The sequence below is a fragment of the Dehalococcoidia bacterium genome (genome assembly GCA_035574915.1).
GTDB lineage: Bacteria > Chloroflexota > Dehalococcoidia > DSTF01 > WHTK01 > DATLYJ01.
Window position 1 is genome coordinate 26,295 of sequence record DATLYJ010000071.1, and the last position, 22,594, is coordinate 48,888.

At 67.4% G+C, this 22,594-nt stretch carries 20 protein-coding genes and 2 tRNA genes; 12 read left to right on the forward strand and 10 right to left on the reverse strand.

Going from position 1 to position 22,594, the window contains the following annotated elements; translation table 11 throughout:
• Window positions 1-9: 9 nt before the first annotated feature.
• Window positions 10-975 carry an adenosine deaminase family protein gene (locus VNN10_06660; protein HXH21693.1) on the reverse strand — a complete coding sequence of 322 codons (966 nt, stop codon included), beginning with the start codon at window positions 973-975 and terminating at the stop codon, window positions 10-12.
• Window positions 976-1,176: 201 nt separating this feature from the next.
• Here VNN10_06660 and VNN10_06665 point away from each other — a divergent pair, with 201 nt between their 5' ends.
• Window positions 1,177-2,232 (forward strand): hypothetical protein, encoded by a 1,056-nt coding sequence (locus VNN10_06665; protein ID HXH21694.1) that lies wholly within the window; start codon window positions 1,177-1,179, stop codon window positions 2,230-2,232.
• A gap of 63 nt (window positions 2,233-2,295) precedes the next feature.
• Here VNN10_06665 and ileS read toward each other — a convergent pair whose 3' ends face one another.
• Window positions 2,296-5,592 carry an isoleucine--tRNA ligase gene (gene ileS / locus VNN10_06670; GenBank protein ID HXH21695.1) on the reverse strand — a complete coding sequence of 1,099 codons (3,297 nt, stop codon included), beginning with the start codon at window positions 5,590-5,592 and terminating at the stop codon, window positions 2,296-2,298.
• A gap of 412 nt (window positions 5,593-6,004) precedes the next feature.
• Here ileS and VNN10_06675 point away from each other — a divergent pair, with 412 nt between their 5' ends.
• The 5 genes from VNN10_06675 to VNN10_06695 all read left to right on the forward strand — a co-directional run bounded on the left by VNN10_06675 (window position 6,005) and on the right by VNN10_06695 (window position 8,808).
• Complete coding sequence (locus VNN10_06675) at window positions 6,005-6,388, forward strand: limonene-1,2-epoxide hydrolase family protein (protein ID HXH21696.1); 384 nt, start codon at window positions 6,005-6,007, stop codon at window positions 6,386-6,388.
• Window positions 6,389-6,489: 101 nt separating this feature from the next.
• Complete coding sequence (locus VNN10_06680; GenBank protein HXH21697.1) at window positions 6,490-7,185, forward strand: hypothetical protein; 696 nt, start codon at window positions 6,490-6,492, stop codon at window positions 7,183-7,185.
• A 65-nt stretch (window positions 7,186-7,250) separates the two neighbouring features.
• The gene (locus VNN10_06685) at window positions 7,251-7,772 is read left to right on the forward strand and encodes a hypothetical protein (protein ID HXH21698.1); all 522 of its coding nucleotides are present in this window, start codon (window positions 7,251-7,253) and stop codon (window positions 7,770-7,772) included.
• A gap of 25 nt (window positions 7,773-7,797) precedes the next feature.
• Window positions 7,798-8,373 (forward strand): hypothetical protein, encoded by a 576-nt coding sequence (locus VNN10_06690; GenBank protein HXH21699.1) that lies wholly within the window; start codon window positions 7,798-7,800, stop codon window positions 8,371-8,373.
• Window positions 8,374-8,451: 78 nt separating this feature from the next.
• Entirely contained in the window at window positions 8,452-8,808 is a 357-nt protein-coding gene (locus VNN10_06695; GenBank protein HXH21700.1) for a septum formation initiator family protein, read from the forward strand.
• 57 nt (window positions 8,809-8,865) lie between these two features.
• On the opposite strand, the gene VNN10_06700 is transcribed toward VNN10_06695, so the two are convergent.
• The 5 genes from VNN10_06700 to VNN10_06720 form a co-directional block, all read right to left on the reverse strand.
• Window positions 8,866-10,653 carry a DUF2207 domain-containing protein gene (locus tag VNN10_06700; GenBank protein HXH21701.1) on the reverse strand — a complete coding sequence of 596 codons (1,788 nt, stop codon included), beginning with the start codon at window positions 10,651-10,653 and terminating at the stop codon, window positions 8,866-8,868.
• Window positions 10,654-10,761: 108 nt separating this feature from the next.
• Window positions 10,762-10,838, reverse strand: a tRNA-Arg gene (locus VNN10_06705).
• Window positions 10,839-10,999: 161 nt separating this feature from the next.
• Window positions 11,000-12,037, reverse strand: a complete 1,038-nt coding sequence (locus VNN10_06710) for a hypothetical protein (protein HXH21702.1) — start codon at window positions 12,035-12,037, stop codon at window positions 11,000-11,002.
• A 35-nt stretch (window positions 12,038-12,072) separates the two neighbouring features.
• Window positions 12,073-12,148, reverse strand: a tRNA-His gene (locus VNN10_06715).
• A gap of 187 nt (window positions 12,149-12,335) precedes the next feature.
• The gene (locus tag VNN10_06720; protein HXH21703.1) at window positions 12,336-12,821 is read right to left on the reverse strand and encodes a flavin reductase family protein; all 486 of its coding nucleotides are present in this window, start codon (window positions 12,819-12,821) and stop codon (window positions 12,336-12,338) included.
• Window positions 12,822-13,078: 257 nt separating this feature from the next.
• Here VNN10_06720 and VNN10_06725 point away from each other — a divergent pair, with 257 nt between their 5' ends.
• The 4 genes from VNN10_06725 to VNN10_06740 all read left to right on the forward strand — a co-directional run bounded on the left by VNN10_06725 (window position 13,079) and on the right by VNN10_06740 (window position 18,057).
• Window positions 13,079-14,356, forward strand: coding sequence for a PLP-dependent aminotransferase family protein (locus VNN10_06725; GenBank protein ID HXH21704.1), 1,278 nt, complete (start codon window positions 13,079-13,081; stop codon window positions 14,354-14,356).
• Between the two features lie 134 nt (window positions 14,357-14,490).
• The gene (locus VNN10_06730) at window positions 14,491-15,534 is read left to right on the forward strand and encodes a LacI family DNA-binding transcriptional regulator (GenBank protein ID HXH21705.1); all 1,044 of its coding nucleotides are present in this window, start codon (window positions 14,491-14,493) and stop codon (window positions 15,532-15,534) included.
• 100 nt (window positions 15,535-15,634) lie between these two features.
• Complete coding sequence (locus VNN10_06735; GenBank protein HXH21706.1) at window positions 15,635-17,446, forward strand: ABC transporter substrate-binding protein; 1,812 nt, start codon at window positions 15,635-15,637, stop codon at window positions 17,444-17,446.
• An 80-nt stretch (window positions 17,447-17,526) separates the two neighbouring features.
• Entirely contained in the window at window positions 17,527-18,057 is a 531-nt protein-coding gene (locus VNN10_06740) for a DinB family protein (GenBank protein HXH21707.1), read from the forward strand.
• An 8-nt stretch (window positions 18,058-18,065) separates the two neighbouring features.
• On the opposite strand, the gene VNN10_06745 is transcribed toward VNN10_06740, so the two are convergent.
• Window positions 18,066-19,217, reverse strand: a complete 1,152-nt coding sequence (locus tag VNN10_06745; GenBank protein ID HXH21708.1) for a PAS domain-containing sensor histidine kinase — start codon at window positions 19,215-19,217, stop codon at window positions 18,066-18,068.
• A gap of 234 nt (window positions 19,218-19,451) precedes the next feature.
• On the opposite strand from VNN10_06745, the gene VNN10_06750 reads away from it, so the two are divergent.
• On the forward strand, window positions 19,452-20,153 hold the full coding sequence (locus VNN10_06750; GenBank protein HXH21709.1) for an SRPBCC family protein: 702 nt from the start codon (window positions 19,452-19,454) through the stop codon (window positions 20,151-20,153).
• A 92-nt stretch (window positions 20,154-20,245) separates the two neighbouring features.
• Here the strand turns inward: VNN10_06750 and VNN10_06755 are convergent, their stop codons facing one another.
• The gene (locus VNN10_06755; GenBank protein HXH21710.1) at window positions 20,246-20,815 is read right to left on the reverse strand and encodes a hemerythrin domain-containing protein; all 570 of its coding nucleotides are present in this window, start codon (window positions 20,813-20,815) and stop codon (window positions 20,246-20,248) included.
• Between the two features lie 260 nt (window positions 20,816-21,075).
• Between VNN10_06755 and VNN10_06760 the strand changes: the two genes are divergently transcribed.
• Window positions 21,076-21,858 (forward strand): fumarylacetoacetate hydrolase family protein, encoded by a 783-nt coding sequence (locus tag VNN10_06760; GenBank protein ID HXH21711.1) that lies wholly within the window; start codon window positions 21,076-21,078, stop codon window positions 21,856-21,858.
• 357 nt (window positions 21,859-22,215) lie between these two features.
• Here VNN10_06760 and VNN10_06765 read toward each other — a convergent pair.
• Window positions 22,216-22,594, reverse strand: a 379-nt coding sequence (locus tag VNN10_06765; protein ID HXH21712.1) for a hypothetical protein, incomplete at its 5' end; no start/stop codon positions are given.

Below are 22,594 nucleotides of genomic sequence, written 5' to 3' on the forward strand. Positions count from 1 at the left end.
GCCGCCAGGTCAGTCCGGCAAGTACTTCAGTTTCGACGCAAACCGCGCGGCGAGCGAGGCCTCGAAGATGTGGGCGAACTCCGCCTCGCCGAAGCCGAAGGTCTCGTGCAGGAGCCGGAACTCGCCGTCCATCGTGCTTCCGAACGCTCCCGGGTCGTCGGTGTTCACGCTGATGCTGACGCCGGCCGCGAGCGCCCGCGCGATCGGGTGCTCTCCCAGGCGGGCGACAGCTCCGGTTACGACGTTGCTTGTGGGACACATCTCCACGTGAATCCCTTCGTCGCGCACGCGCTTCACGAGCTCCGGGTCGTCGAAGATGCTGACGCCATGGCCGATGCGGCGCGGGAAGGCGTTGTCGAGGGCGTCGCGCACTGACTCCGGGCCCGCCCACTCGCCGGCGTGCACTTCGACGGGCACGCCGGCATCGCGCAGGCGCTCGAAGGACGAGCGGAAGCGCGACATCGGGAATCCCGCTTCCGGCCAGCCGGCGACCACGAAGCCACGGATCAGGCCTCGCTCGTACGCCCAGATCGTCCTCTCGACCCGCTCCGCCAGCACCTCCGGGGGCTTCGTCCGGTTGAACTGCGCCAGGAGTTCCACCTGGATGCTCCCACCCTCGAGGGAGTCGACGTAGGCGCGAAAGTCGCGCAGCTTGACAGCCTCATCGTCGCGGCTTGCAGGCAGCTCGCTCTGCCCGATGAACACCTCGGCGTAGACGACGTTCTGCGCCTTCAGCCGCTGGATGTGGGCCGCGATCACGGGCCGGTAGTTGTCGATGTCGCCTTCCAGCGCGGCGGCGACATCGAACCAGCGCAGGAAGGTCTCGAAGTCGCGGGCCGGGGTCACGGCCTCGAGCGCCTCGGGCGCAACCGGCGCCCGCAATCCGGCGCCGGGCATTCCGCGCAGCATCGCGGCGTCGACCACGCCGTCGAGGTGGCAGTGCAGCTCGACCTTAGGGACGGCGCCGGCGTCCACCGCCGGATTCTACGCACTCGCCGCTGGGATGTGTCGACCGCCGCCCTGTACGGCGACTTACGAAACGGCAGATGGCAGTCGAAGCGAGCCCACGGCGGCCGGCGCCCGTCGATCGCCGGAGTGAAGCGCAGCATTTCCGCTGGCATTTGCGCCCCCAGCACTCTTATCATCAGCGGGCAAAGCATCACTCTCGACAGGCACATGCCGAAAGCCTCAGGCACCTCGAAGCCGAACACCCGGGCGTCAACCATCGACGGAGAGCCGGTGCCCACCGCGGAAGAGTGGGCCAGGCTCTTCAGGGCGGCTTTGGAGTACAAGGAGTTGGCGCCCTGGCGTTGGATGAGCGATATCGATCTCGTCGCTGTCCACGATCCTGAGAGCCAGTCGGTTGCCTATTGCAGCGTCTTCGGTGACGCCGGAGAGGTATTCGGCCTCGGAGTCTACCCGGGCAGCGAGGGTCTCGAGTGCTACCTCAGGCAGGCCTCGGGGGAGCCGGTGGACCTGGCGCGACAGCTGGCAATCCTTGCCTCCTTCGAGGACCGGGAAGCGCTCGACGCCTCGGACCGCCAGACCATAGCGAGCCTTGGCCTCAAGCTAAGGGGTCGCAAGGCCTGGCCACAGTTCCGGAGCTTCAGGCCGGGGTACTACCCGTGGCACCTTGTGGGCTGGGAGGCGCGGATGGTTGCGACTGCGCTGGAGCAGGTGGCCGTTGCAGCGACCTTACTGCGTCACCGACGGGCCGAGGACGGCCAGGCTGCTGGCGAGCTCTTGCTGACCCGTCGCCCAGACAGAGCCGGGTCATGGAATACGTTCTGGGAGGACTTTCCGGATCCTCCCCAGTCGCCGCGCAAGCCCCCTAAGCCAGATCCCGTGCGGATCGCCGCAGTGAGTCAAATCGCTCGGCGGACACAGCTGACGTGGGAGGTTGGCTTGTTCGAGATCCCCGCGCCCGTACGCCAGGCGGGAAGACGCCCTTACCTCCCCGTCATCTGGATTTGCACGGACGCTGACTCAGGCTTCGTGTTCCATGCGGAGATTGTCGAGAGTTGGAGAACGGACCCGGAACTCCAGGAAGGGCTCCTACGAGTGATGCTTGCTAGCCGAATCCGGCCTCGTCGCATTCTGGTCGCCGATGACCGGTCCTGGGCCCTGGCAGGGCCGGTGGCACTGGCGCTCGGGACGCACATCCAGCGGGTCCGGCGACTACCTCGATACAGCCAGGCAGCGAGGTCGCTGACCGCTGCCCTCATACGTTAGGGCTGGCAAGAGCCGCGGCGCTATGGCGCCCAAGCGGACCCACGGCGGCCAGCGCCGCCGCGCCTAAACCCTGACGACCGCGAGCAGCACGCGGCGGCCATCCACGTCGTGCGACTCCGAATGCGAGCCCGGAGGCGGAGGTGACAGCTCGACGGCTTGAGCCAGCGTCTCCTGGGCAATGTAGTCGCGCCAGGACTGCATGACGCGCACGATGTCCTCGTGGCCCTCGTACGTGAGGCGGATGCGGTCGGAGATCTCGAAGCCGGCGTCTTTTCGCATCTCCTGGATGCGGCGCACCAGCTCGCGGGCCAGGCCTTCGTCCGCCAGCTCGGGCGTGATCTCGGTCGTCACGACGGCGGCGTAACCAGCGTCCTCGGCGGCCGCATAGCCCAGCCTGCCCTGAGTCGTCACCAGAAGCTCAGACGGTTCCAGGGTGAAGCCGTCCAGCTCTACCTGGCGGCCCGCAGTCGCCGCCTTCGCCACCGCCACCTTGTCGGCGGCGGCCAGCGCCCGCTGCAGTTCGCCGATCCGCGGCCCCAGCTTCGGCCCCAGGACCGGCAGGTTGGGCCGCACCTGGTACTCGAAGTACTCAGCCTCGTCATCGATGAGTTCGACGTCCTTGACGTTGAGCTCCTCCATGAGCTGCTCGGCGAGCAAGCGCACGGTCTCGCGCTCCTTCGCCGTCTGGACCTTCACGTGCACCTTCTGTAAAGGCTGACGGACCTTGATGCCCGCCTTCGCCCGCGCCGCCCGCCCCAGCGAGGCCAGGCGCTGCACCAGGCGCACCGCATCCTGCAGCTCGCGGTCGATCAGCGCCTCGTCGGCTTGCGGCCAGTCGCAAAGGTGGACGCTCTCGGCCGCCGCCTTGCCTCCCTCTTCCCCCTCCCCGCTTCCCGCCAGCGTGAGGTTGCGCCACATCTCCTCGGCGAGGAAGGGAAGCATTGGCGCCAGAAGGCGCGACAGGGTCTCGAGGCAGGTCCACAGGGTCTCGTAGGCGCTGCGCTTGTCGGCGTCGTCCTCGGACTTCCAGAAGCGCCGCCGGCTCCGCCTTACGTACCAGTTCGAGAGCCCCTCGACGAACTCTTCGATGCGCCGCGTGGCGTTCATGGAGTCGTATTCGGCCAGGTCAGCCGTGACGTCCTTGACAAGCTGGTTCAGCTCGGAGAGCGCCCAGCGGTCCAGCTCAGGCCGCTCGGTGACGGTGGTAGCCGGCGGCCGCTGGACTTGCTCGGGCGTCCAGCCGTCGATGTTGGCGTAGGTGACGAAGAACGAGTACGTGTTCCAGAGAGTCGAGAGGAAGCCGCGCTTGATCTCGTCGCCGCCGTGCCAGCCGAAGTTGAGGTTGTTCGCCGGGGGCGCGCGAAAGTACATCCAGCGCATCACGTCGGCGCCCATGCGCTCGGCGGCGTCGTCGAACCAGATGGCGTTGCCTTTGCTCTTGTGCATCTCCTCGCCCTTCTCGTCGCGCAGGAGGGCGTAGGAGAACAGCGTCTTGAACGGCGGCTGGCCTTCGAACTCGGTGCCCTCGACCATGACCGTTCCCATGGCGAGCAGCGAGTAGAACCAGTTGCGGAACTGGCCCGGGAAGCTCTCCGAAACCCAGTCCGCCGGGAACCACTTGCGCCAGTAGTCCGGGTTGTGGCGGTAACCCAGGGTGGAGAACGGCACGATGCCCGCGTCCAGCCAGGGGTTGCCGACGTCCTTGATGCGCGGCACCTTCGCGCCGCATTTCGAGCAGGCGATTCGCACGGGGTCGATGTAGGGCCGGTGGGGGCTATGCCCCTCGAACTCCTCCCAGCCCTCGACGGCGCGCTCCTTCAGCTCGTGCTCGGAACCGATAACCTCGAAGTGGCCGCACTGCTCGCACTCGAAGATGGGCAGCGCCAGTCCGTAATAGCGCTTCTTCGAGATCATCCAGTCGTGCATGTTCTTGAGCCAGTCGAGCTCGCGGGCGAGGCCGAATTCCGGGATCCACCTCGCCTTGCGGGCCACCTCCATGATCCGCTCGCGGAGCGGCTTGTCGGCTGATTGGCTCGCCGCCTGGCCGGCGCCGTTGCCCGCTTCCTGCTTCCTGCCATCCATGGAGATGAACCACTCGTCGACCAGGCGGAACACGAGCTCGGAGCCGCAGCGCCAGCAGGTGGGATAGCGGTGAGTATAGTCCTGGACGCGGTACAGGAGGCCCTTCTCCCGCAGGCTGGCGAAGACCTCCTCCGAGACATCGCCGGCGAACTTGCCCTCGAGGAAGCCGAACCCGGTCCGCATGCCGGGGCGGTCGCCGACGATGTAGGTGCCGTCTTCTTCCAGCGGCGCGATCACTTCCAGGCCGTGCTCCTTCGAGAGCGCGAAGTCCTCGGCGCCGGCGCCGGGCGCAATGTGCACGATGCCCGTCCCCTCTGCGTCCGAGACCTCGTCCCAGGCGATGACGCGGTGGATGATGCCCTGCTGCGCGGGAAGCTCGTCGAAAGGGCCGCGGAACGTGAGGCCTACGAGCTCGGCGCCCTTCACCTCGCGCACGACCTCGTGGTCGCCGCGCACGGCCGACGAGACGGCGCCCTTCGAGACGTAGAAGAGGTCGTCACCCTGGCGTACGAGGACGTAGGTCAGGTCGGGGTGCACGGCGGCCGCCACGTTGGCGGCGAGCGTCCAGGGCGTCGTCGTCCACACGAGGAGGGAGCCCTCAGCCTCCGCTCCCCCTTCGAGAGGAGACGAGGTCAGGGGGAACTTCAGGTAGACCGACTTGTGCGTGATCTCCTGGTAGCCCTCGGTGACGATCTCGTGCTGGGAGATGCCTGTGCCGCAGCGCGGACACCATGGCATGGCGTCCTTGCCCTTGTAGATCCAGCCGCGCTCCCAGCACTTCTTCAAGAAGAGCCAGATCGTGTAGTTGTTCTCGTCTGAGTTCGTGTAATAGCTGTTGTCCCAGTCCATCCAGTAACCGAGGCGGATGGACTGCTGGGTCTGTATCTTCGAGAAGCGGCGCACGCGCTCCTTGCAGGCCTCGACGAAGCGGTCGATGCCGAAGGTCTCGATGTCCTTCTTCGACTTGAAGCCCATCTCCTTCTCGACTTCGACCTCGATCCACAGGCCCTGGCAATCGAAGCCGTTCTGGTAGCGCTGCTCGTACCCCTGCATGGTGTGCAGGCGCTGGTAGAGGTCCTTGTAGGAGCGGCCCCATGCGTGGTGCACACCCATGGGGTTGTTCGCCGTGATCGGGCCGTCGATGAAGGACCAGCGCTTCGGGGCATCGACATTGCGCTTCAGGTACTTCGCGAGGATGCGCTCGCGGTCCCAGAACTCCTGTACTTCGTGCTCGAGGCGGACGAAGTCGACGCGCGTGGGGACGGGCTTAAAGGGCACCGCGGCACCTCCTCGCGGCCGGAGTCAAGGCAAGGAGGGCCTGCCTTCCGCCTCTCCACCGGGGCAAAGACGAGCGGGCGAGGTGCAACGCCTCCATCAATACAACCGGGCTCACGTCCATGAGAATCGACCTCCGGAGTGCTCGGCGCGGCGGGCGCCGGCGAAATTCGCGGGTGCGAACCTAGGCGCTAATCACCAGCCCCGGTGATGAGCCGGGGCTTCGCCTTTTCTCCGAAGGTATGGTGCGCTGCATCAGGACAAGCATAGCAGTGGAAACGAGATGCGGTGAAGCCGGTGCTAGAATCCCCGCACCGATGAAGGGCTTCGAGGGGCCGTGCGCATGTACGGGGTGGAGTGGCGGGAGGGCGAGACATAGCGCCCGCGCCCGGGCGCCGACTCCGAGGGAGGGACCATGTCTGATGCTGAGATCGAGACCATACGCAGGTTCTGCGATGCCTTCGCCCGGCGCGACCCAGACGAGCTTCTGACGTACTTCACCGAGGACGCCGTCTACCACAACATGCCGGGGCCTCCAGTCCAGGGCAAAGCGGCGATCCGGGCCGTGCTGCAGCGCTTTCTCGGGCCGGCGCAGTCGGTGGAGTTCGTGATGCTCGGGATTGCGGCCGATGGGAACAGGGTCTTCACCGAGCGCCTCGACCGCTTCGTCATGGGCGAGCGCACGGTGGAGCTACCCGTCGCGGGAGTCTTCGAGCTCGACGGCGCCCTGATCTCGGCCTGGCGTGACTACTTCGACATGGCGACCTGGACGCGCCAGATGGCGGCGGCCTCGGGTTGACCGAGGCGCGAGTCCCTTAACAATTCTGTCGCCGTCCTTTAATCCCGGTCCCGTCCCGGTGTGGCCATAATGTCAGGGATACCTCTCTGGGAGCATCCGACATGAGCCTCACACCGCGCCTCAGGCTGTCGCGCCGCAAATTCGTGCTTCTCGGCCTCGCGTTACCGCTTCCACTCTTCGTCGCCTGCTCGGACGACCAGCCCGGCAGCGGAGCGGGAGGGACGGACCGCACGGGGAGCGGCGGACAGACCGCCGTTTCGACCATTCCGGCCCTCACCGCCACCTCACAGCCTCAGGCCGTCGCCACGCCCGCCTGCGGCGACGACGATGACGACCCGACCGTCGCCCAGACCGAGGGCCCGTACTTCACGCCGAACTCGCCCGAGCGCGCGTCTCTCCTCGAGCCCGGCATCACGGGCACGCGGCTCGTCGTAAGCGGCCTGGTCATGAACACCAACTGCCAGCCCATCGCCCGCGCCCTGGTCGACTTCTGGCAGTGCGACAGCGCCGGCGTTTACGACAACGCCGGCTACAGGTTGCGCGGCCATCAGTTCACGGACGCCCAGGGCCGCTACCAGCTCACGACCATAGTGCCCGGCATCTACACCGGCCGCACCCGCCACATCCATGTGAAGGTGCAGGCGCCCAACCGGCCCGTGCTGACAACCCAGCTCTACTTCCCGAATGAGCCTGCGAACGCCCGCGACGGCATCTTCAACGCCAGGCTGATCATCGAGGACTACCGGGACGAGGCCGGCGGCAAGGCGGGGCGCTTCGACTTCGTCCTGAACGTGTAAGCGGCTCTTGCCGGCCGCCCCCTGCGCTGGGGTGTTCGTGGCGGCGTTGCTATCATCGACGCGGTTTGGGAGCGAAGCTTGCCAGCCACGTTGTCCTGCTCGTGTTAGCGCCGCTCCTCCTGGGGGCATGCGGCGTCCGGTTCAACGGAAGCTTCGAAGGCACCGAGCTGTTCAAGTCGCTCTGGTTGACCCGCCAGGCGGGGATCGAGGAGCAGCGCTGCGACCGCCAGGGGGCAACCTGGGTCTGCCCAGCCGGGTCGCGGCTGGCGGTGAACGTGGGCATCACAAACGGCTATCCCGTGCCGGTCAGGGTGGCCTGCTACTACGAGGACCCGGACGCCCTGACGGAGGACCAGAAGAACCTCGCCTTCGTCGAACGCGCGACGCTGATCGGCGAGACGGTGCTGGCGCCGCGGCCGGGTTTGCGGCCGGACATGTACGCGCCGGACAAGAAGGACGACCCCGCGAAGCGAGAGACCCTGACTTTTCCCTTCCAGGCGCCGCCCGCGGGCAGCTACTTCCTCGCTTGCCTGACTCCGGCCGCCGCCGATAACGGGGTCGGCGTAACGCTTAGGATATCGCCGTGACCTCAGCGCGCTGGCCCGCACGACCGTGGGCCTGATCTTCCGCCTTCTTGGACTGGCGACACTCCTGTTCACGCTCGCCTTTCTCGCCCTTGTCGGGACGGCGGGATACCTCTTCTTTGCCGGCGGCGCGAGCCGCCCGGACTGCGCCCCGCCCGCGGCCGCTACGCTGGAGCGGGCCGTGGCCGCGGTCGCCTTCGACGCGAAGCTGGCGGCCTTCGTTGCCGTGGCGGGCAGGCTTGCGGAGATGGGGTTCAGCGAAGAGGAGGCCACGGCCCGCGCCGAGCGCTTCTTCGAGGGCAGGACAGGGCGCATCTCCGGCATCGCGCTCTGCTTCGAGGACGGCAAGGCGACGGGCTTCCTGCGTGTAGAGACGGCCCTGGGGCGCAAGATTGGCGTCCGCGCGGAGGGGACGCTGGACCTCTCGGGAGAGCACCCGGTACTGCACCTGTCCCACACCAGCGCGGCCGGCATCCCGGTGCCGGGCCTCCTCCGGCGCGAGGTCGAAGACATCGTGAACCGCGAGCTTCAGGAGGTCCGGCTCGCGTTTCCCATGCGGCTCACCTTCGCCGACGGGGAAGCGGAGTTGTCGCGCGGGCCCTGAAGCGCCAGGGCGAGCCGTTGTCGGTGGTTTACCCGTTATGCTAGACTCGCGCGCGGCGGGTACGAGGGCGGTTCCACGTTGCTCCGGAGGCTTATCCTCCTCTTCTCACCCGGCCGCATCATCCTCGCGCTATCGCTGGTCGTCATCGCCTACCTCCTCGTGCACGCTGGCGGCCGGGCAGTCGACTACTACAGGCTCACCGACGACGAGGACCGCCTGCGTCGCGAGGTGCAGGAGCTGATGGCGCAGGAGAAGCAACTGGAGCAGATCCGCGAGTACCTGCGCAGCGACGAATACGTCGAGTTCATGGCGAGGCGCGTATTCGGGCTGGTCAAGCCCGGCGAAACGCTGGTCATCGTCAAAGCTCCGCCCCCAGCGGAGGCCACCCCGGACGAGCCCGGCCGCCGCTGGTGGCAGGACCTCTTCGGCCGCTGACCGCGCCGGGCGTCCGGCGCCAGCACCGCCGCTCGACGTACAACCCTCGCCTTGCGGCTACCAGCTGCCGCCACCCCCGCCGCCGCCCCCGCCGCCGGCGCCGCCGCCAATACTGAAGCCGCTGCTTCCGGAGCTCGACGGCGTCGAAGCCATGACGCTGGCGATGCTCGAAGAGAAGCTGCCGATATCCCGGGCGAAGTTCGAGACCACGAACGGCCGCGTCCCCGTGTACCAGGACATCATGGCCTGCTGCGCGCCGAGGCCTTCGAACGCCTTCGCCCACTTCTCCGTCACCTTGAAGACGATCGCGTAAGGCAGGTACTTCTCGAAAAGGCCGATTTCCTCGGCAAATCGCGCGCGGTCGGTCTCGGCGGTGACCATGTACTCGTGGAACCCGCGCGCGCGGCGGTAGAGCTCGCGGCCGGCGGCGGTGCGGCGCGGCATCGCCGGACTGGCGGCGAGAAGCGCCAGTCCGGCTAGGCCGATCGGCACGCCGACAATGCCGGCGCCGACGGCCCCGAGGACGAAGACCAGCACGCCTCCCACCATCATCACCAGCACCGAGGCCACGGCATACAGTACCCGCACCGATTGCGGGCTCGCCGGGAACATCCGGTCCTGCTTGACGGCCTGGGTGTAGAGCATCTCCTTCACGCGGGCAAGGTCGTCGTAGAAGTTGTCCTTCAGGTCATCCAGTCTGACCGTGCCGTGAGTGCCCTTGAATAGCGCGCTGAGGAGCGACGCCTCGTAGGGGAGGAGGGCCTCGTCCGGCTCCTTGATGCGAGTAAGGCTGTACTTGCGGTCTCCCTCCTCGGTGATGCGGAGATAGCCGCGGACGGCGAGGTCTACGATGGTCGCGCTGACGTCGAGGGTGTCGGCGGCCTCGTCCATCAGCAAGCCGACTTCGGCCGGACGCAGTGGCCGCGGCGGCTTACCCACCTCCGGCGGCGCGTACTCGACAACTATGGTCTCCCTGGCGCCCAGGGGCTTCGGCTCTTCGGCCGTCGCGCCGGACAGGTACTGGACGTCGCCGTACCAGCGGTCCCGGCCCTGGAGCCACCAGAGGCGGATGACCGCGCCGAAGGCGATCGCGCCTACAGCCGCGGCCGCGGCAATCGGAAGAGGCTTCAGGCCAAGGAAGTCCCGGATCACTTCGCCGGGCGTCTTCCTCTCGCGCAGGATCGGCTGGGGCTCCGCCACGGACCCCTTAGCCAGCCCGACAACGATCGTGAGCTGCTCCCCCGGGCTCAGCGCGCGCCCGGTCACGAAGTCTGCCCGCGAGGGGCTGATCCCCGTCTGGCAGCGCTCGCGCGAGCCCTCGAAGCCCTGGAAGCATTCGACGGCCGTGATGGAAGGCGCGGTAACCGCGGCGCTGGCGCGCTCTATGGGGACGCCCCACACGCCGGTTATGTTCCAGTACAGCTCCTCGTGGTCTGGGAACGAGTTGAGCGCGCCGCTCAGCCTGTAGCTGATCACGTAGCGTTGCGGGCCGGTCACGAAGCGGTCCGGGTCGCCGATCTTGATGCGCACGATCGCGCCCTCGCGGCTCACCTCGTAGCGCCAGGCACGCTGGCCGTCGGTGACGCTGCGCACGTCGACCTTGTACTCGCGGTCGTGCCTGGCGTCGTACGCGAACAGCACCGGGATATCGCGAAAGATGCCGTGCTTGCGGGCCGTGAACTCCACCAGAAGGTCCTCGATCACATCGATGGACCCGTCCTCCCGGACCGCGTAGCTGGTGCCGAAGGACTTGATGACGAACCCTTCGTCTGCGCTCGCCACGAAGGGCAGCGCGGCGAAGCCGGCCAGGACGGCGACAAGGAGGGCGACAATGACCCGAGGCACCGCAGCGATTGTAACCGCATGCCTCCATCCGGCGGTTGGTGGCCACTCGGGGCCAACCAAGGCCTGCTAACGGAAAAGGGCCACGCCCGCGGCCCTTTCAGGTCTGACTGGCACCCCCGGCAGGACTCGAACCCGCAACCTTCTGATCCGAAGTCAGACGCTCTGTCCAATTGAGCTACGGGGGCTCAGGCGCCAATCAATCCTAGCACGCGAAGCGGACCCGGGTTCGTGAGGAAGCGGGAGGGTTCAGGCCGACACTGAGGGACGGCCGCCGCTGACGCATTTGCTGCCCGAGGGTGCAGACCGGGGAATCGGCTCTTCGCCCGGGGCGACAGACTCCGGGGCGTCAGTTGCCGCGGCCGCGAGAGGCGCTTACGTCCACCGAGAGGACGACGAGCGTGTAGGCGCCGTCGTCGGGGTGGGCGTCGGCCCGTATGTTGCCCTGCAGCAACTGCCGCGGACCGTCGCGGAAGTCGATGCTGATCGAGAAGTCGCGGGTGCTGAGCGGCTGCCCGTCCGTCACGATCCAGCCGCGCTTCTGGAACTCGCTACGGTAGAAGTTGATGACGTCCACGTCGCTGTTCTTGGTAACGAAGGCGATCTGATAGCTGGTGGTGCCACCGCCCCGCTGAAACCTGGTCGAGGTGACCGTGGACTTCTCCTTCCCGGAGTAGATCGGCACGTCGCTGGGGAAGCCCGGCGGCAGGGCGAGGGTCGGGCGCAGGACGAAGGGCTTCGGCTCGATGGGCCGCAGGCCTGTTGGCGTAACGTCCTGGAAGGAGACATAGATGGCGGCCTTGTCGCCGAGTTCCGAGCTCGCGACCGTGACGTTGCCCTCCACGTCGGCGTCGTCCGGGCGCGAGAAGGCCACCGCCCTGATCTGCTCGCTGGAGATCGCTCCTTCGACCTGCCAGGGCTCCTCGTCCAGCTTTTGCTGGTAGAAGGAAAGTATCTCGTCGACATCAGCGCTGCTCTCGTAGATGACGAAGTAGTTCGCGCCTTCGGACGAGCGGACGAGGAATGAGACGAGGACCTTCGCGCCAGGATAGCGCGGCAGGTCAGCGGGGAAGCCCGGCGGCAATTCTCCCCTGAACGACTGGATGTCGTCGTCTGAACCGCCGGAGCGGAAGAGGCCGTCGACTATCGCCGCTGCGTCGGAGCCGCCGCCCCCTCCGCCTCCGCCCGCGGCGTAGACCACGAGCCCGGTGATGACCGCGGGCACCACTGCCAGCAGGAAGTACGGCAGCCAGGACGGCAGGCCGCGGCCGGCCGGGGCCGCCTGGACAGGCGGGCTGGAGGCTGGCTCCGCCTCGGACGCGGGCGGCGGGGGTTCACTCGATGCGGGGGGTGGAGGGTCCGCCTGCGCGGGCGAGAACTCACTCATTGTCTAACCGCCGCCCTGAGGAGGGACTTGAGATTTGGGGTGAGCGGAGGGATTTGAACCCTCGATCTCCTGGGCCACAACCAGGCGCGTTAACCGCTACGCTACGCCCACCATGCCACAAACAAAAAACACCCCGGGGCTTTCGGGGAGCTTCCGATGCAGCCCAATGCACGATAGCACGCGCCCCAGAGGCGGTCAAAACCGCCGTGTGCGGGGACCAGGACATCCTATACACGCGGGAGCTGAGCGCCCCGGACGGCGGGCGCGGGACCGTCCCCGGAGACCCGGAGCGGCGGGCTCACGGAGCCAGACGCCGGTAAGCGCTGCGGAAGTACATCAGCGGCGGCACGTCCCGGGCCACCTCGGCGCTATCGACCTCGCCGACGAACAGCGTGTGGTCGAAGCCGTCGTAGGTCTTGATCGTGTGGCACTCGATGTAGGCGAGACAGCCGGCGAGCTTCGGCACTCCGTTCCGGCCGATGGTGAATTCGGCGTCCTTCAGGGTGTGGCGGTCCTGCATGGCCTTGCTGGCGTAGGTGCGGGACACCTCCTCCTGGTCCTCCGCGAGGATGTTCACGGTGAAGACGCCGGCGGCCAGGATAATGGGGTAGGTATTGGCTGTCTTCTCGATCGAGACGAGGACGGTAATCGGCTCCAGGGAGAGCGACATGAAGGCGTTGGCGGTCATCGCGTGGTAGTTCCCATCTCGCCCGGTGGTTATGACGGTCACGCCCGTCCCGAAGGTGCTCACCGCATGCCGAAACACAACGCTGTCGACGCTCACCCGCTCGCTCCTGCAACCGGCCCGTATCTGGTGCCCCATTGTACATGCGGCTTTGCACGGATCAGCGCGCCCGGGCCCCTCACGGCCGCGGCGGATGCGCGTCGGGACGCTGGGCTCTCATGCCTGGACCGTTCGCCGCCGCCCATCGCAGGACGGAGTGGGCCAAGGGCGCCGCTAATCCGGCGCCGGTGGCCGCGCACTTTCGCTGGAAAGCGGGGTTGTACAATACCTGCCATCATCCAGACAGGGGGCACCCGATGACGATCGCCCGAGCCGCCAACTGGGAAGAGGAACTGCTGACTAACGGCCTCTCCGAGAGGGCGAAGCGCGCGGGCGTTGCCTACACCGGCCCCGGCTCTGGCAACGACGTCCCCCAGGTGGCGCGGCCACCCATCGCCTTTACCGGCGGCATCCCGGACCCCGCTTACCTGCCCATCGAGGACCTGGTCACCGCCTCCGAGCGCGTGCTGCGCGAGGAGGGCACCGTGGCGCTCCAGTACGGCGGCGCCCAGGGATTCCAGGGCCTGCGCGACTGGCTGGCGGACCACTGGACGAGGATTGACGGGCTGCCCCTGACCGCTGCGAACTACACCCTGACCAACGGCAGCGCGCACGCCCTCGAGAACGTCTGCAACACCTTCCTGCGCGAGGGCGAGATCGTGATCGTGGAGGCGCCGAGCTTCCCCGGCTCGATCCGCGCCATACGCGCCATGGGAGTCGATATCGAGTCCGTGCCGGTCGACGGCGACGGGCTGATCGTGGAAGCGCTCGAGGAGCTCGTTCGAGACCTGGACCGCCGCGGCCGCCGCGCCAAGATGCTGTACACCATCCCGAATTACCACAACCCGACGGGCTCCACCCTGTCGGTCGAGCGGCGCCACAGGCTCCTCGACCTTTGCGAGCGGCACGACATCCTGATCGTCGAGGACGACGCTTACGGCGAGATCGGGTTCGAAGAGCGGCTTCCCCAGTCCCTCTACTCGATGTCGCAGGGCCGCGGGGTGATCAAGATCGGCACCTTCAGCAAGATCCTCGCCACAGGGCTTAGGGTTGGCTGGTGCCAGGCGACGCAGCCCGTGATCGACGCCCTCATCGCCACGCGATTCGACATGGGCATCAGCCCTTTCGTCATCCGCACCATCAACCGCTACGCTGCCGATGGCCGCCTGGACGACCACATAGCCCAGATGCGCGCCCTCTACGAGCGCAAGCGGGACGTGATGCTGAACGAACTGCGGGAGCGCTGTTCGAGCTTCGCCCGCTGGACGGACCCGCGGGGCGGCTTCTTCCTCTGGATGAAGCTCTCGGAGCAGATCGACCCGGTCGCGCTGGCGGCGTATGCCCGCGAAGAAGGCGTCGCCTTTGTCGGCGGGCGCGGCTTCTTCGCCGACCTCACGGCCGGTGAGGCCCCCACCCGCTTCTGGAGCCAGGGGCACTCGGACCATATCCGCCTGGCCTACAGCTACACGGCGGAGCAGGACATCCCGGAGGGTATCCGCCGCCTTGCCAGGGCCATGGAGCGCGCCCGCCGCTGAGCCTCGCTCGCCCCGGGAGCCCCCTGCCGCACACCTTTTCGGCCAAGCTCATCCCTGGCCATCCGGGGCCAGACCGATTTGCTGAAACATTCGGGGTCTTGAACACTTCGTCTTGGACGTTAATGCTTGTGCCGATGCAAGAAGGACGCCCGCTGGACAACCGGACGAACAGACGCAGCGGCCGCGTCACGATCCAGGACGTGGCCCGGGCCGCCGGAGTCGCCGTCTCGACGGTCTCGCGCGTCCTCAATGGCTCCGACTACACCAGCGAGGCGACGCGCGAGAAGGTGCTGGCCGCGGCGCAGCGCCTGAACTTCAAGGCCAATCCCAGCGCCCGGGGCCTGCGGAGCTCGCGCACACATACCATCGGCGTCCTCCTCAGCGACCTGGCGAACCCGATCTACACCGACTTCCTGCGCGGCGCCGAGCACGCCGCCGAGGCCCGGGGCTACGAACTGCTCATCGCCGACGGCCAGAACTCGCGCGAGGTGCAGGCCCGCATGCTCCAGAATCTCTACGAGCGCCGCATCGACGCGCTCATCCTCCGCGGGCCAATAATGGCGACAGACTCGCTGGGCGGCTTCATCGACGAAGGCGTCCCGATCTACCCGCCGCTGGGCGAGGACTGGGCCCAGCGCAACCTCGAAGACCCGCGCGACGAGACCGCGGCGAACAGGGCTGCCTTCGGGCACCTCGTGAGTCTGGGCCACCGGCGCATCTGCTTCGTCTCGCGCGGGCGAAACCCCCAGATGTCCGAACGGTTCGGCGCGCTCCAGTCCGCGCTGCGTGAGGCCGGCGCGGACCCGTCCACGGCTGTCCTGAGTATCGTCCGGGACGGTGACCAGTGCAGCGGCCTCGTCGAGCGCCTCTGTCACGGCCCGGAGGCGCCAACGGCATACATCGCCGGCGTGCACTTGATGGCGCCCTATCTTCTCGCGGCCATCCGCGACTGCGGCCTGCGCATACCAGGGGACGTGTCGTTCATCTGCTTCGGCGACTCGCCCTGGGCTTTCGCCTACAACCCTCCCATATCCGTCGTCCGCTTCGATTACTACGAGGCCGGGGCCACGGCCGTAAACGCAGTGCTCGACACGCTGTGCGGCATGCCGGCGGCCGCCTTGCGCCGCCTGCCGGCGGAATTCATCGACCGCGGGTCGTGCGGGCCGGCGCCGCGTTAACCTGATCGTCGTTGACGCGGCGAGTAGCTACGCCTAGAATCCGGGAAACGATTCCAGCGGTGGACTCCAGGAGCGCCGCCGCGTCGAAGGGAGCGAAGATATGTCTTCAGGACAGGGTTACTGGACGCAGACTCTCGCGCGCCGCTTGAGCCGCCGGCGGGCGCTGGCGGCCGGGGCAGGCCTCAGTGCTGGCGCCGCGCTGGCGCTCGCCGGCTGCGGCGGCGGCAGCGACGGCGGCGCAAGCACTCAAGGCGAGTCCGGCCTCCTGGCGAAGGTTGAGGACTCCTCCAGCCGGGCGGTGCCGGGCGGCGTCTACCAGTCCTTCGAGGCGAACGACATCCAGGGCATGGACCCTTACGGAGGAAGCTCCGCCCGGGCCCAGTTCGTCTCCTACTTCTGCTACCCGCGGCTCGTGAAGACCAAGACCAGCTTCACGGGCACCCGGACGGAAGAGAAAGAGGGCGACCTGGCCGAAGGCTGGGAGTTCTCCGGGGACGGGCTCACCCTCACTTTCAAGCTCCGCCAGGGTGCGATCTGGGACCGGCGCGCGCCGACAAACGGCCGGGCCGTGGATGCCGAGGACGTGCTCTTCAGCGCCGACCGCTTCCTGCGCCTGAGCCCGAACGCGAACAACTTCTTCAACTCCAAGAGCGAAGCTGCGCCTATCCTCTCGCTCTCGGCGCCGGACAGCCGCACGGTCGTCATGAAGCTGAAGTTCCCCTACGTGCCGCTCATAGCTACCCTGTCGCGCGCCCTGAACATCCAGATCATGCCCCGAGAGTCGGACGGCAAGTTTGACCCGAAGAACGAAGTGCGCGGCGCCGGCCCTTGGATGGTGTCCAACTACCAGGCCTCCACCATCATCGAGTTCCGGCGAAACCCCGACTGGTACGTGAAGGGCCGGCCTTTCCTCGAAGGGTGGAGCGCGCCCATCGTCCCCGAGTACCCCACACAGCTGGCGCAGTTCCGCGCCGGCAACATCTGGGGCGGCGTTGTCCGGCAGGAGGACATCCTCTCCGTAAAGCAGGACATCCCGGCCCTGAACCTCTTCAAAGGCGACTACGGTATCGGTACGCCCGCCGTCTTCTTCGGCTTCCAGGGGCCCTTCAAGGACGCGCGCGTGCGCCAGGCGCTTTCCATGGCGATCGACCGCCAACTGCTCGCCGACACGCAATCGGACTCGGCGAAATTCCAGGCCGCCGGCCTCCCCAGCACCATCCGCCTCAACAACTTCATCGGCGCCGGCTGGGAAGGCTACTGGCTTGACCCGACGGGCAAGGAAATGGGCGACGCCGCGAAGTACTTCCGGCTCGACCTCGCCGAGGCCCGCAAGCTCCTGAACGCCGCGGGCATAACGGGCAAGCTCAGCACGAAGCTCTTCTACCCGCACAACGGTTACGGCACGGTCTATCAGCAGTACGTCCAACTGCTCCATGGGATCATCCAGGAGAGCAACCTCTTCGACGTCCGCCTGAACCCCCTGGACTACCAGAGCGACTACATCCCGAACATCCACTTCGGCGGCCAGGCCATCGGGGCCTGGGATGGCATGGCGGTGACGCCCGCCGCCCAGGGCGACGAGGCCGGGCACCAACTGCTGGCCCAGTACCACTCCGGCGGCAACGCCTCACGCCAGCCCAAGGGCGAAGACCCCAGGCTGGACCAGATGATCGACGCCCAGATCCGGGAGACGGACGTAAACAAGCGAATCGCGATGATCAAGGACATTCAGCGCTACATGGTGACGACGATGATCGCGGTGCCCTTCCACTACCAGGCGGCCGGGTTTGGCCTGAGCTGGCCCTGGGTGGGCAACGCCGGCGCCGTGCGCGGCGGCAACGTCCCGCCGACCGAGACCTACCCCTACCTCTGGTTCGACAAGGTGACGTATGACAAGGTAAAAGGCGCCTGAGGGCGGCCAGCGGTACGGCCCGGGCCCGGGCGGAGACATCCCGCCCGGGCCCCATTCTGCGCTTGTGAGGGCAGAGCGATATGGCGGAGCCAACCCACGCCGGACAGCTTTCTAACCTTCTCGCGCGCTTGCTCGCCACCTGCGGGCGGGCCATCGCGGACTTGACGGTGGAGGAGATGCACGACACGCACGGCGGGCGGGCCAACTGCATCGCCTTCGACGTCTGGCACGTTGTCCGCACGGCGGACAACGTCATTCACTTCGTGTTCGAGCGCGAGCAGCCGGTCTGGCTGAGCGCCGGCTTCCAGGAGAAATGGGGCCTGCCCAGGGTCTCTCAGGGCACGGGCATGGAGCCGCAGGAAGCTTTCGCGCTGCGCTTTCCCGAGCCGTCAGAGTTTCAGCGCTACATACAGGCAGTCTCAGAGGCCGTCGTGCCGAAGGTGGCGGCGATGAGCGATGCGTACCTCTCCTCCCTCGTGCGCATCGCGCCCTGGGGCGAGATCCCGCGCATGGAGGCGATTTCGCAGGTGTTGATCGCCCACGGCAACGGCCACCTCGGGCGCTGCGACCTGGCTCGCGCCCTCATAGGCAAGCCCGGGCTCGGTTACTAGCCGCCCCCTCAGCACGCCGCACGCGGGGCGGCGCCGTCCAGCGGCAGCTCGATCCTTACCAGGAGGCCGCCGCCAGGGCGGAGCAGGGCGCTGACCGAGCCGCCCTGCGCCTCCACCAGCCGCCGGGACACGGCGAGGCCCAGGCCGCTGCCCTTGGCGCCGCGCGCGCTCTCCGGCGAGCGGAAGAAGGGCTCGAAGATGCGGTCGAGGTCCTCCGCGGGCACGCCGGGTCCGCGGTCGCCTACCTCTACGACGTAAGCCCCTTGCCTCCGCGCCACGCTGACGTCGATCGGCGACTCGGGGGGACTGTACTTGTGCGCGTTCGAGATCAGGTTCGCGAGCACCTGGCGCAGCATCACGGGTTCGGCGAGCACGGTGCTCTCGTCGCAGTCCAGGTCGATCCTCCGCCCGCTCAGCTTCAGGTCATCCGCCAGCGACTGGACGACATCGCGGACGTCGACGGCGGTCTTTTCGATCTCGCCACTGAGCTCGGTCCGGGCGATTGTAAGCAGTTCCTCGATGATCTCCTTCAGCCGCTCGGACTCATCGACGACTGTCGCGAGGAGCTCCTGCTTCTCGTGGTCGTTCAGCCGGTCCGCGCGCGCCTGGAGGAGGCGGGCGCTGCCGTAGATCGAGGTGAGAGGCGAGCGCAGCTCGTGTGACACGAAGCCCACGAACTCGTCCTTCATCTGGTTGGAGCGACGGAGGTCGTCCTCCATCACCCGGCGCTCGTGGATGTCAGTCGTCGTGCCCACCCACTCGACGACCTCGCCCGCCTGGTTTCGCACCGGCACAGCGCGGTTAAGGTGCCAGCGATACTCCCCTGTCCGGCTGCGGAGGCGTATCTCAGCCTCGAAGGGCACGCCCTGCTTGACCGCCTGCAGCTGAGGCCCTCCAATCCGGCTCACGTCGTCAGGGTGCACCACCAGTTCGGCCACCTTGCGCCAGTTCGTCAGAGTGTCAGGGGTGATGCCGGTGTACTCGTAGAAGCTGCTACTGAACCAGGTCGGGACGCCACTTGGGTTAGCGTGGTAGACCATGGTAGGCACGGCCGCGATGAGCGAGTCGTAGCGCTGGACGGCCTGGCGGAGGTCGTCCAGGGATGCGGTGTCAGGCGTCGATCTGCCGGGCGGCAGCACCCCGGGGCCCTGTGAACTCATGTGGGTCAGGTCATCCCTTCGAATGGGACCGGCTCTCACTCGCAAGCTTACGGCTTAATTTCAAAATCGCACGTGACGGCGCCTCTCAGATCCATAACAACGCTCGCCCGCCCCAGACCGCGGGAAGAGCGGGCCAATTCGCAATGGTCTTGTAAAAGAGGGCGCCATGTGCCGTCCGAGGAATTGAGGCCCGGGGGTCTAGGTTAGTCCTGGACTCAGCGTCAGGAGGTACAGATGGCAAAGATCGAAAAGAGCATCGAGGTCGAAGTCCCGCTGGAGACGGCGTACAACCAGTGGACGCAGTTCGAGGAGTTCCCACGGTTCATGGAGGGCGTGCGTGAAGTCCGCCAGCTGGACGACGAACGCCTGGCCTGGGTAGCCGAAGTGGGCGGTGAGAGGAAGGAGTGGCTTGCCCGCATTACACGCCAGGTGCCCGACCAGGTCGTCGCCTGGGAGAGCGAAGGCGGCGTGCCCAACGCCGGCGTCGTGACCTTCCACCGGCTGGGCGGATCGCGGACGGAAGTCAGCGTCCAGATGGACTACGAACCCGAGGACCTCAAGGAGGAAGTCGGCGACAAGCTCGGCTTCGCCGCCCGCCGGGTCGAGGGAGACCTCAAGCGGTTCAAGGAGTTCATCGAAGAACGGGGCGTCGAGACCGGCGCCTGGCGCGGGCGGATCGGGCCCGAGGGCGTTTCCGGCCGCGAGCCGTACGAGAAGAAGGACTACAGCGCCGAGGGTACATTCACCCCCGGCGAGGCCCGCACCGGGCCGGCAGAGGGCCGCGGCCCGGGCGAGGAAAGCCCGCGCGCCGGCAGCATCGAGCGCCGCGACGTGGGGACCGGCCCCGAGACCGCGGACACGCCGCTTGGCGACACGCGAGAGATCGGACGGCGGGACGACTACGGCAGCGAGGGCTCGGGCGGCACGCACCACTGAGGCTCGAGTGAGGCGCGCTTAAACCGGCCCGAACCGAGAACAGGAAGGAGGGCGGCCGTGGCCGCCCTCCTTCCTTCCTTTGTCCCGAGAGTCTATCGCGACCGGCTTCGGGACGAGCTCGACGAGCGGGTGCGGGAGCGCGCGCTCGTTGCCCGGCTCGAGCGGCCGCCAGTCGACGCCTTCGACCGCGAGCGTGAGCCATTGGTCGCCCGCGGCCGGCCGTCGAACTGCCCGAGGAGCTTCTGCTTGCGCTCCATCATCTGATCGCCCAGTTCCTCGTAGCGCGCGCCGAGGTACTGCCTGGCCTTAGGCAGCATTTCGCCTTCCTCTTCGCGGATGTGGTGTTTCACGTTTTCGGCCAACACCGTGAACTTCGCCGGGTAGTGCGGGTCCTGGGGTCTCATCTTGAGGATCTCGTCGATGAGCAGGTCGACGACGTGGTGCTCTTCCTCGGCCTCGTTGAGGATCTCCTCCGTCTCCTGGCCGCGGCGCATGGCCGGGTAGAACAACTCCTCTTCCAGCATTGTGTGGATCTGGAGCTCCATGATCGCCGCGTCGGAGATGGCCTTCATGCGCTCAGGGCTGTCCTTCGCTTCCTCGAACTGCTGGAACAACGCCTGCACCTTCTGGTGGTCTTCCTTCAGCATCTGGACTGGGTCCAACCTATCGCCTCCTTCTCTGGACTCCTGGATGGCCTGCACCGCGAGACCCCTGAGCTCGCCAGGGCGCGGCGGCATGGCTCCAGAGTGACCCGCGCCCTCTGCCAAACACATAAAGGCCAGGGCGAAGGCGCTTACGTTGCTGGAAGGAGAGGGCAGCCGGGCGAAATTGCGCGCCCGTCCGCGATGCAGGAACATGCCGGAAGGCGCCCGCCGGCCGCGGCGGTCCGGCTGGATCAGGGGCGCCGAAAGGGAGGACAAGGGTGAGAATCGCGCGCTTCGAACATCAGGGCTCCGTCTCCTACGGGCTCGTCGAGGGGGACAGCATCACGCCGATCGAGGGCGACCTCTTCGGCGAACGGCGGCCCTCCGGCGCCCCGTTGCCCCTCCGGGCCGTGAAGCTGCTGGCGCCCGTTGTGCCGCGTCAGATGCTGGCGGTGGCGCGCAACTACGCGAGCCACCTTGGCGAGCAGCCCGCCTCTCCCCGGCCGGAGATCTTCGTGAAGGCCAACTCCTGCCTTGCCGACCCGGAGCAGCCGATCATCCTGCCCGGCGGCGCCGAGCGCGTCGACTACGAGGGGGAGCTGGTGGTCGTGATCGGCCGGACATGCAAGAAGGTCAGGGTCGAGGAGGCGCTCGACTACGTCTTCGGCTACACCTGCGGCAATGACGTCAGCGCCCGCGATTGGCAGCGCGGCGACACGCAGTGGTTCCGTGGCAAATCCTGCGACACCTTCGGGCCCATCGGCCCCTGGATCGTCGACGGCCTCGACCCGACGGACCTGCACCTTTCCACCCGGCTCAACGGCGAGGAGGTGCAGCGCTGCAACACCGGCGAGATGATCAACAGCGTGGCGGAGACCATCAGCTTCATCAGCCAGGTGTGCACTCTGCATCCGGGCGACGTGATCTTCACCGGCACCTCGGGCCAGCCGCGGCCCATGAAGCCCGGGGACGTTGTCGAAGTGGAGGTGGAGGAGATCGGCGTGCTGCGTAACCCGGTGGCCGCAGACCCCATAGCGCCGACGTGGCAGGACCGGCGCTGAGGCCCCGCGGCGGTTGAAGCCATAAATCACGCCCCCTTGGGCGAGCGCGAGCAGGTCCGCCGCCGGCAGGCCAAGCTCCTCGACGTAGACCTCGAAGTTGTGCTCGCCGAGCAGGGGTGCGCGGCACCGGAACTCGAGCGGCGTGTCGCTGAAGATGTACGGGGCGCCGGATACAGTACCTTCCGCCCTCCGGGGCGAGGATGCGGGTCGCCTGCGGCCCCGCGACGATCCAGGAGAAGTCGACCACCCTCACGCCGTCGAGCGGCAGCGGCAGCCCGCTCATGGGTGGCGCGGTTCGCCCCGTCTGGGGCCGGCGGCTTGCCCGGGCCGGGGATAGCGTTGACGCCGGCTGGCGCCTCAGGCCGTGGCGGCCGCCGGCCGGCCCGGGACCTCGATGTCGGGCGCCGGCGGCGCCGGGTTCGTTGTGCCCTGGAGCAGATAGCGCGGCACCATCTCGTCCAACTCTTCCAGGGTCCACATACCGGGCTTGTAGATGGTCCTGAAGGCGACTGGATGGTTCAGGATCGAGACCTGACCGCCCTGAACGCCGAATATCTGGCCGTTGATGTTCCAGGCGTAGTCCGTGCAGAGAAAGCAAACCATCGGCGCGATCATGTCCGGCGACATCATCTGCATGCCGGGCAGCTGGGCCAGAGCGGGGGCCGCTGGGGCCGCTGGGGCTACTGGCGCCGCTGGCGCCTGTTGCGCTGCTGGCGCTCCCCCGGGCGCCGGCCCT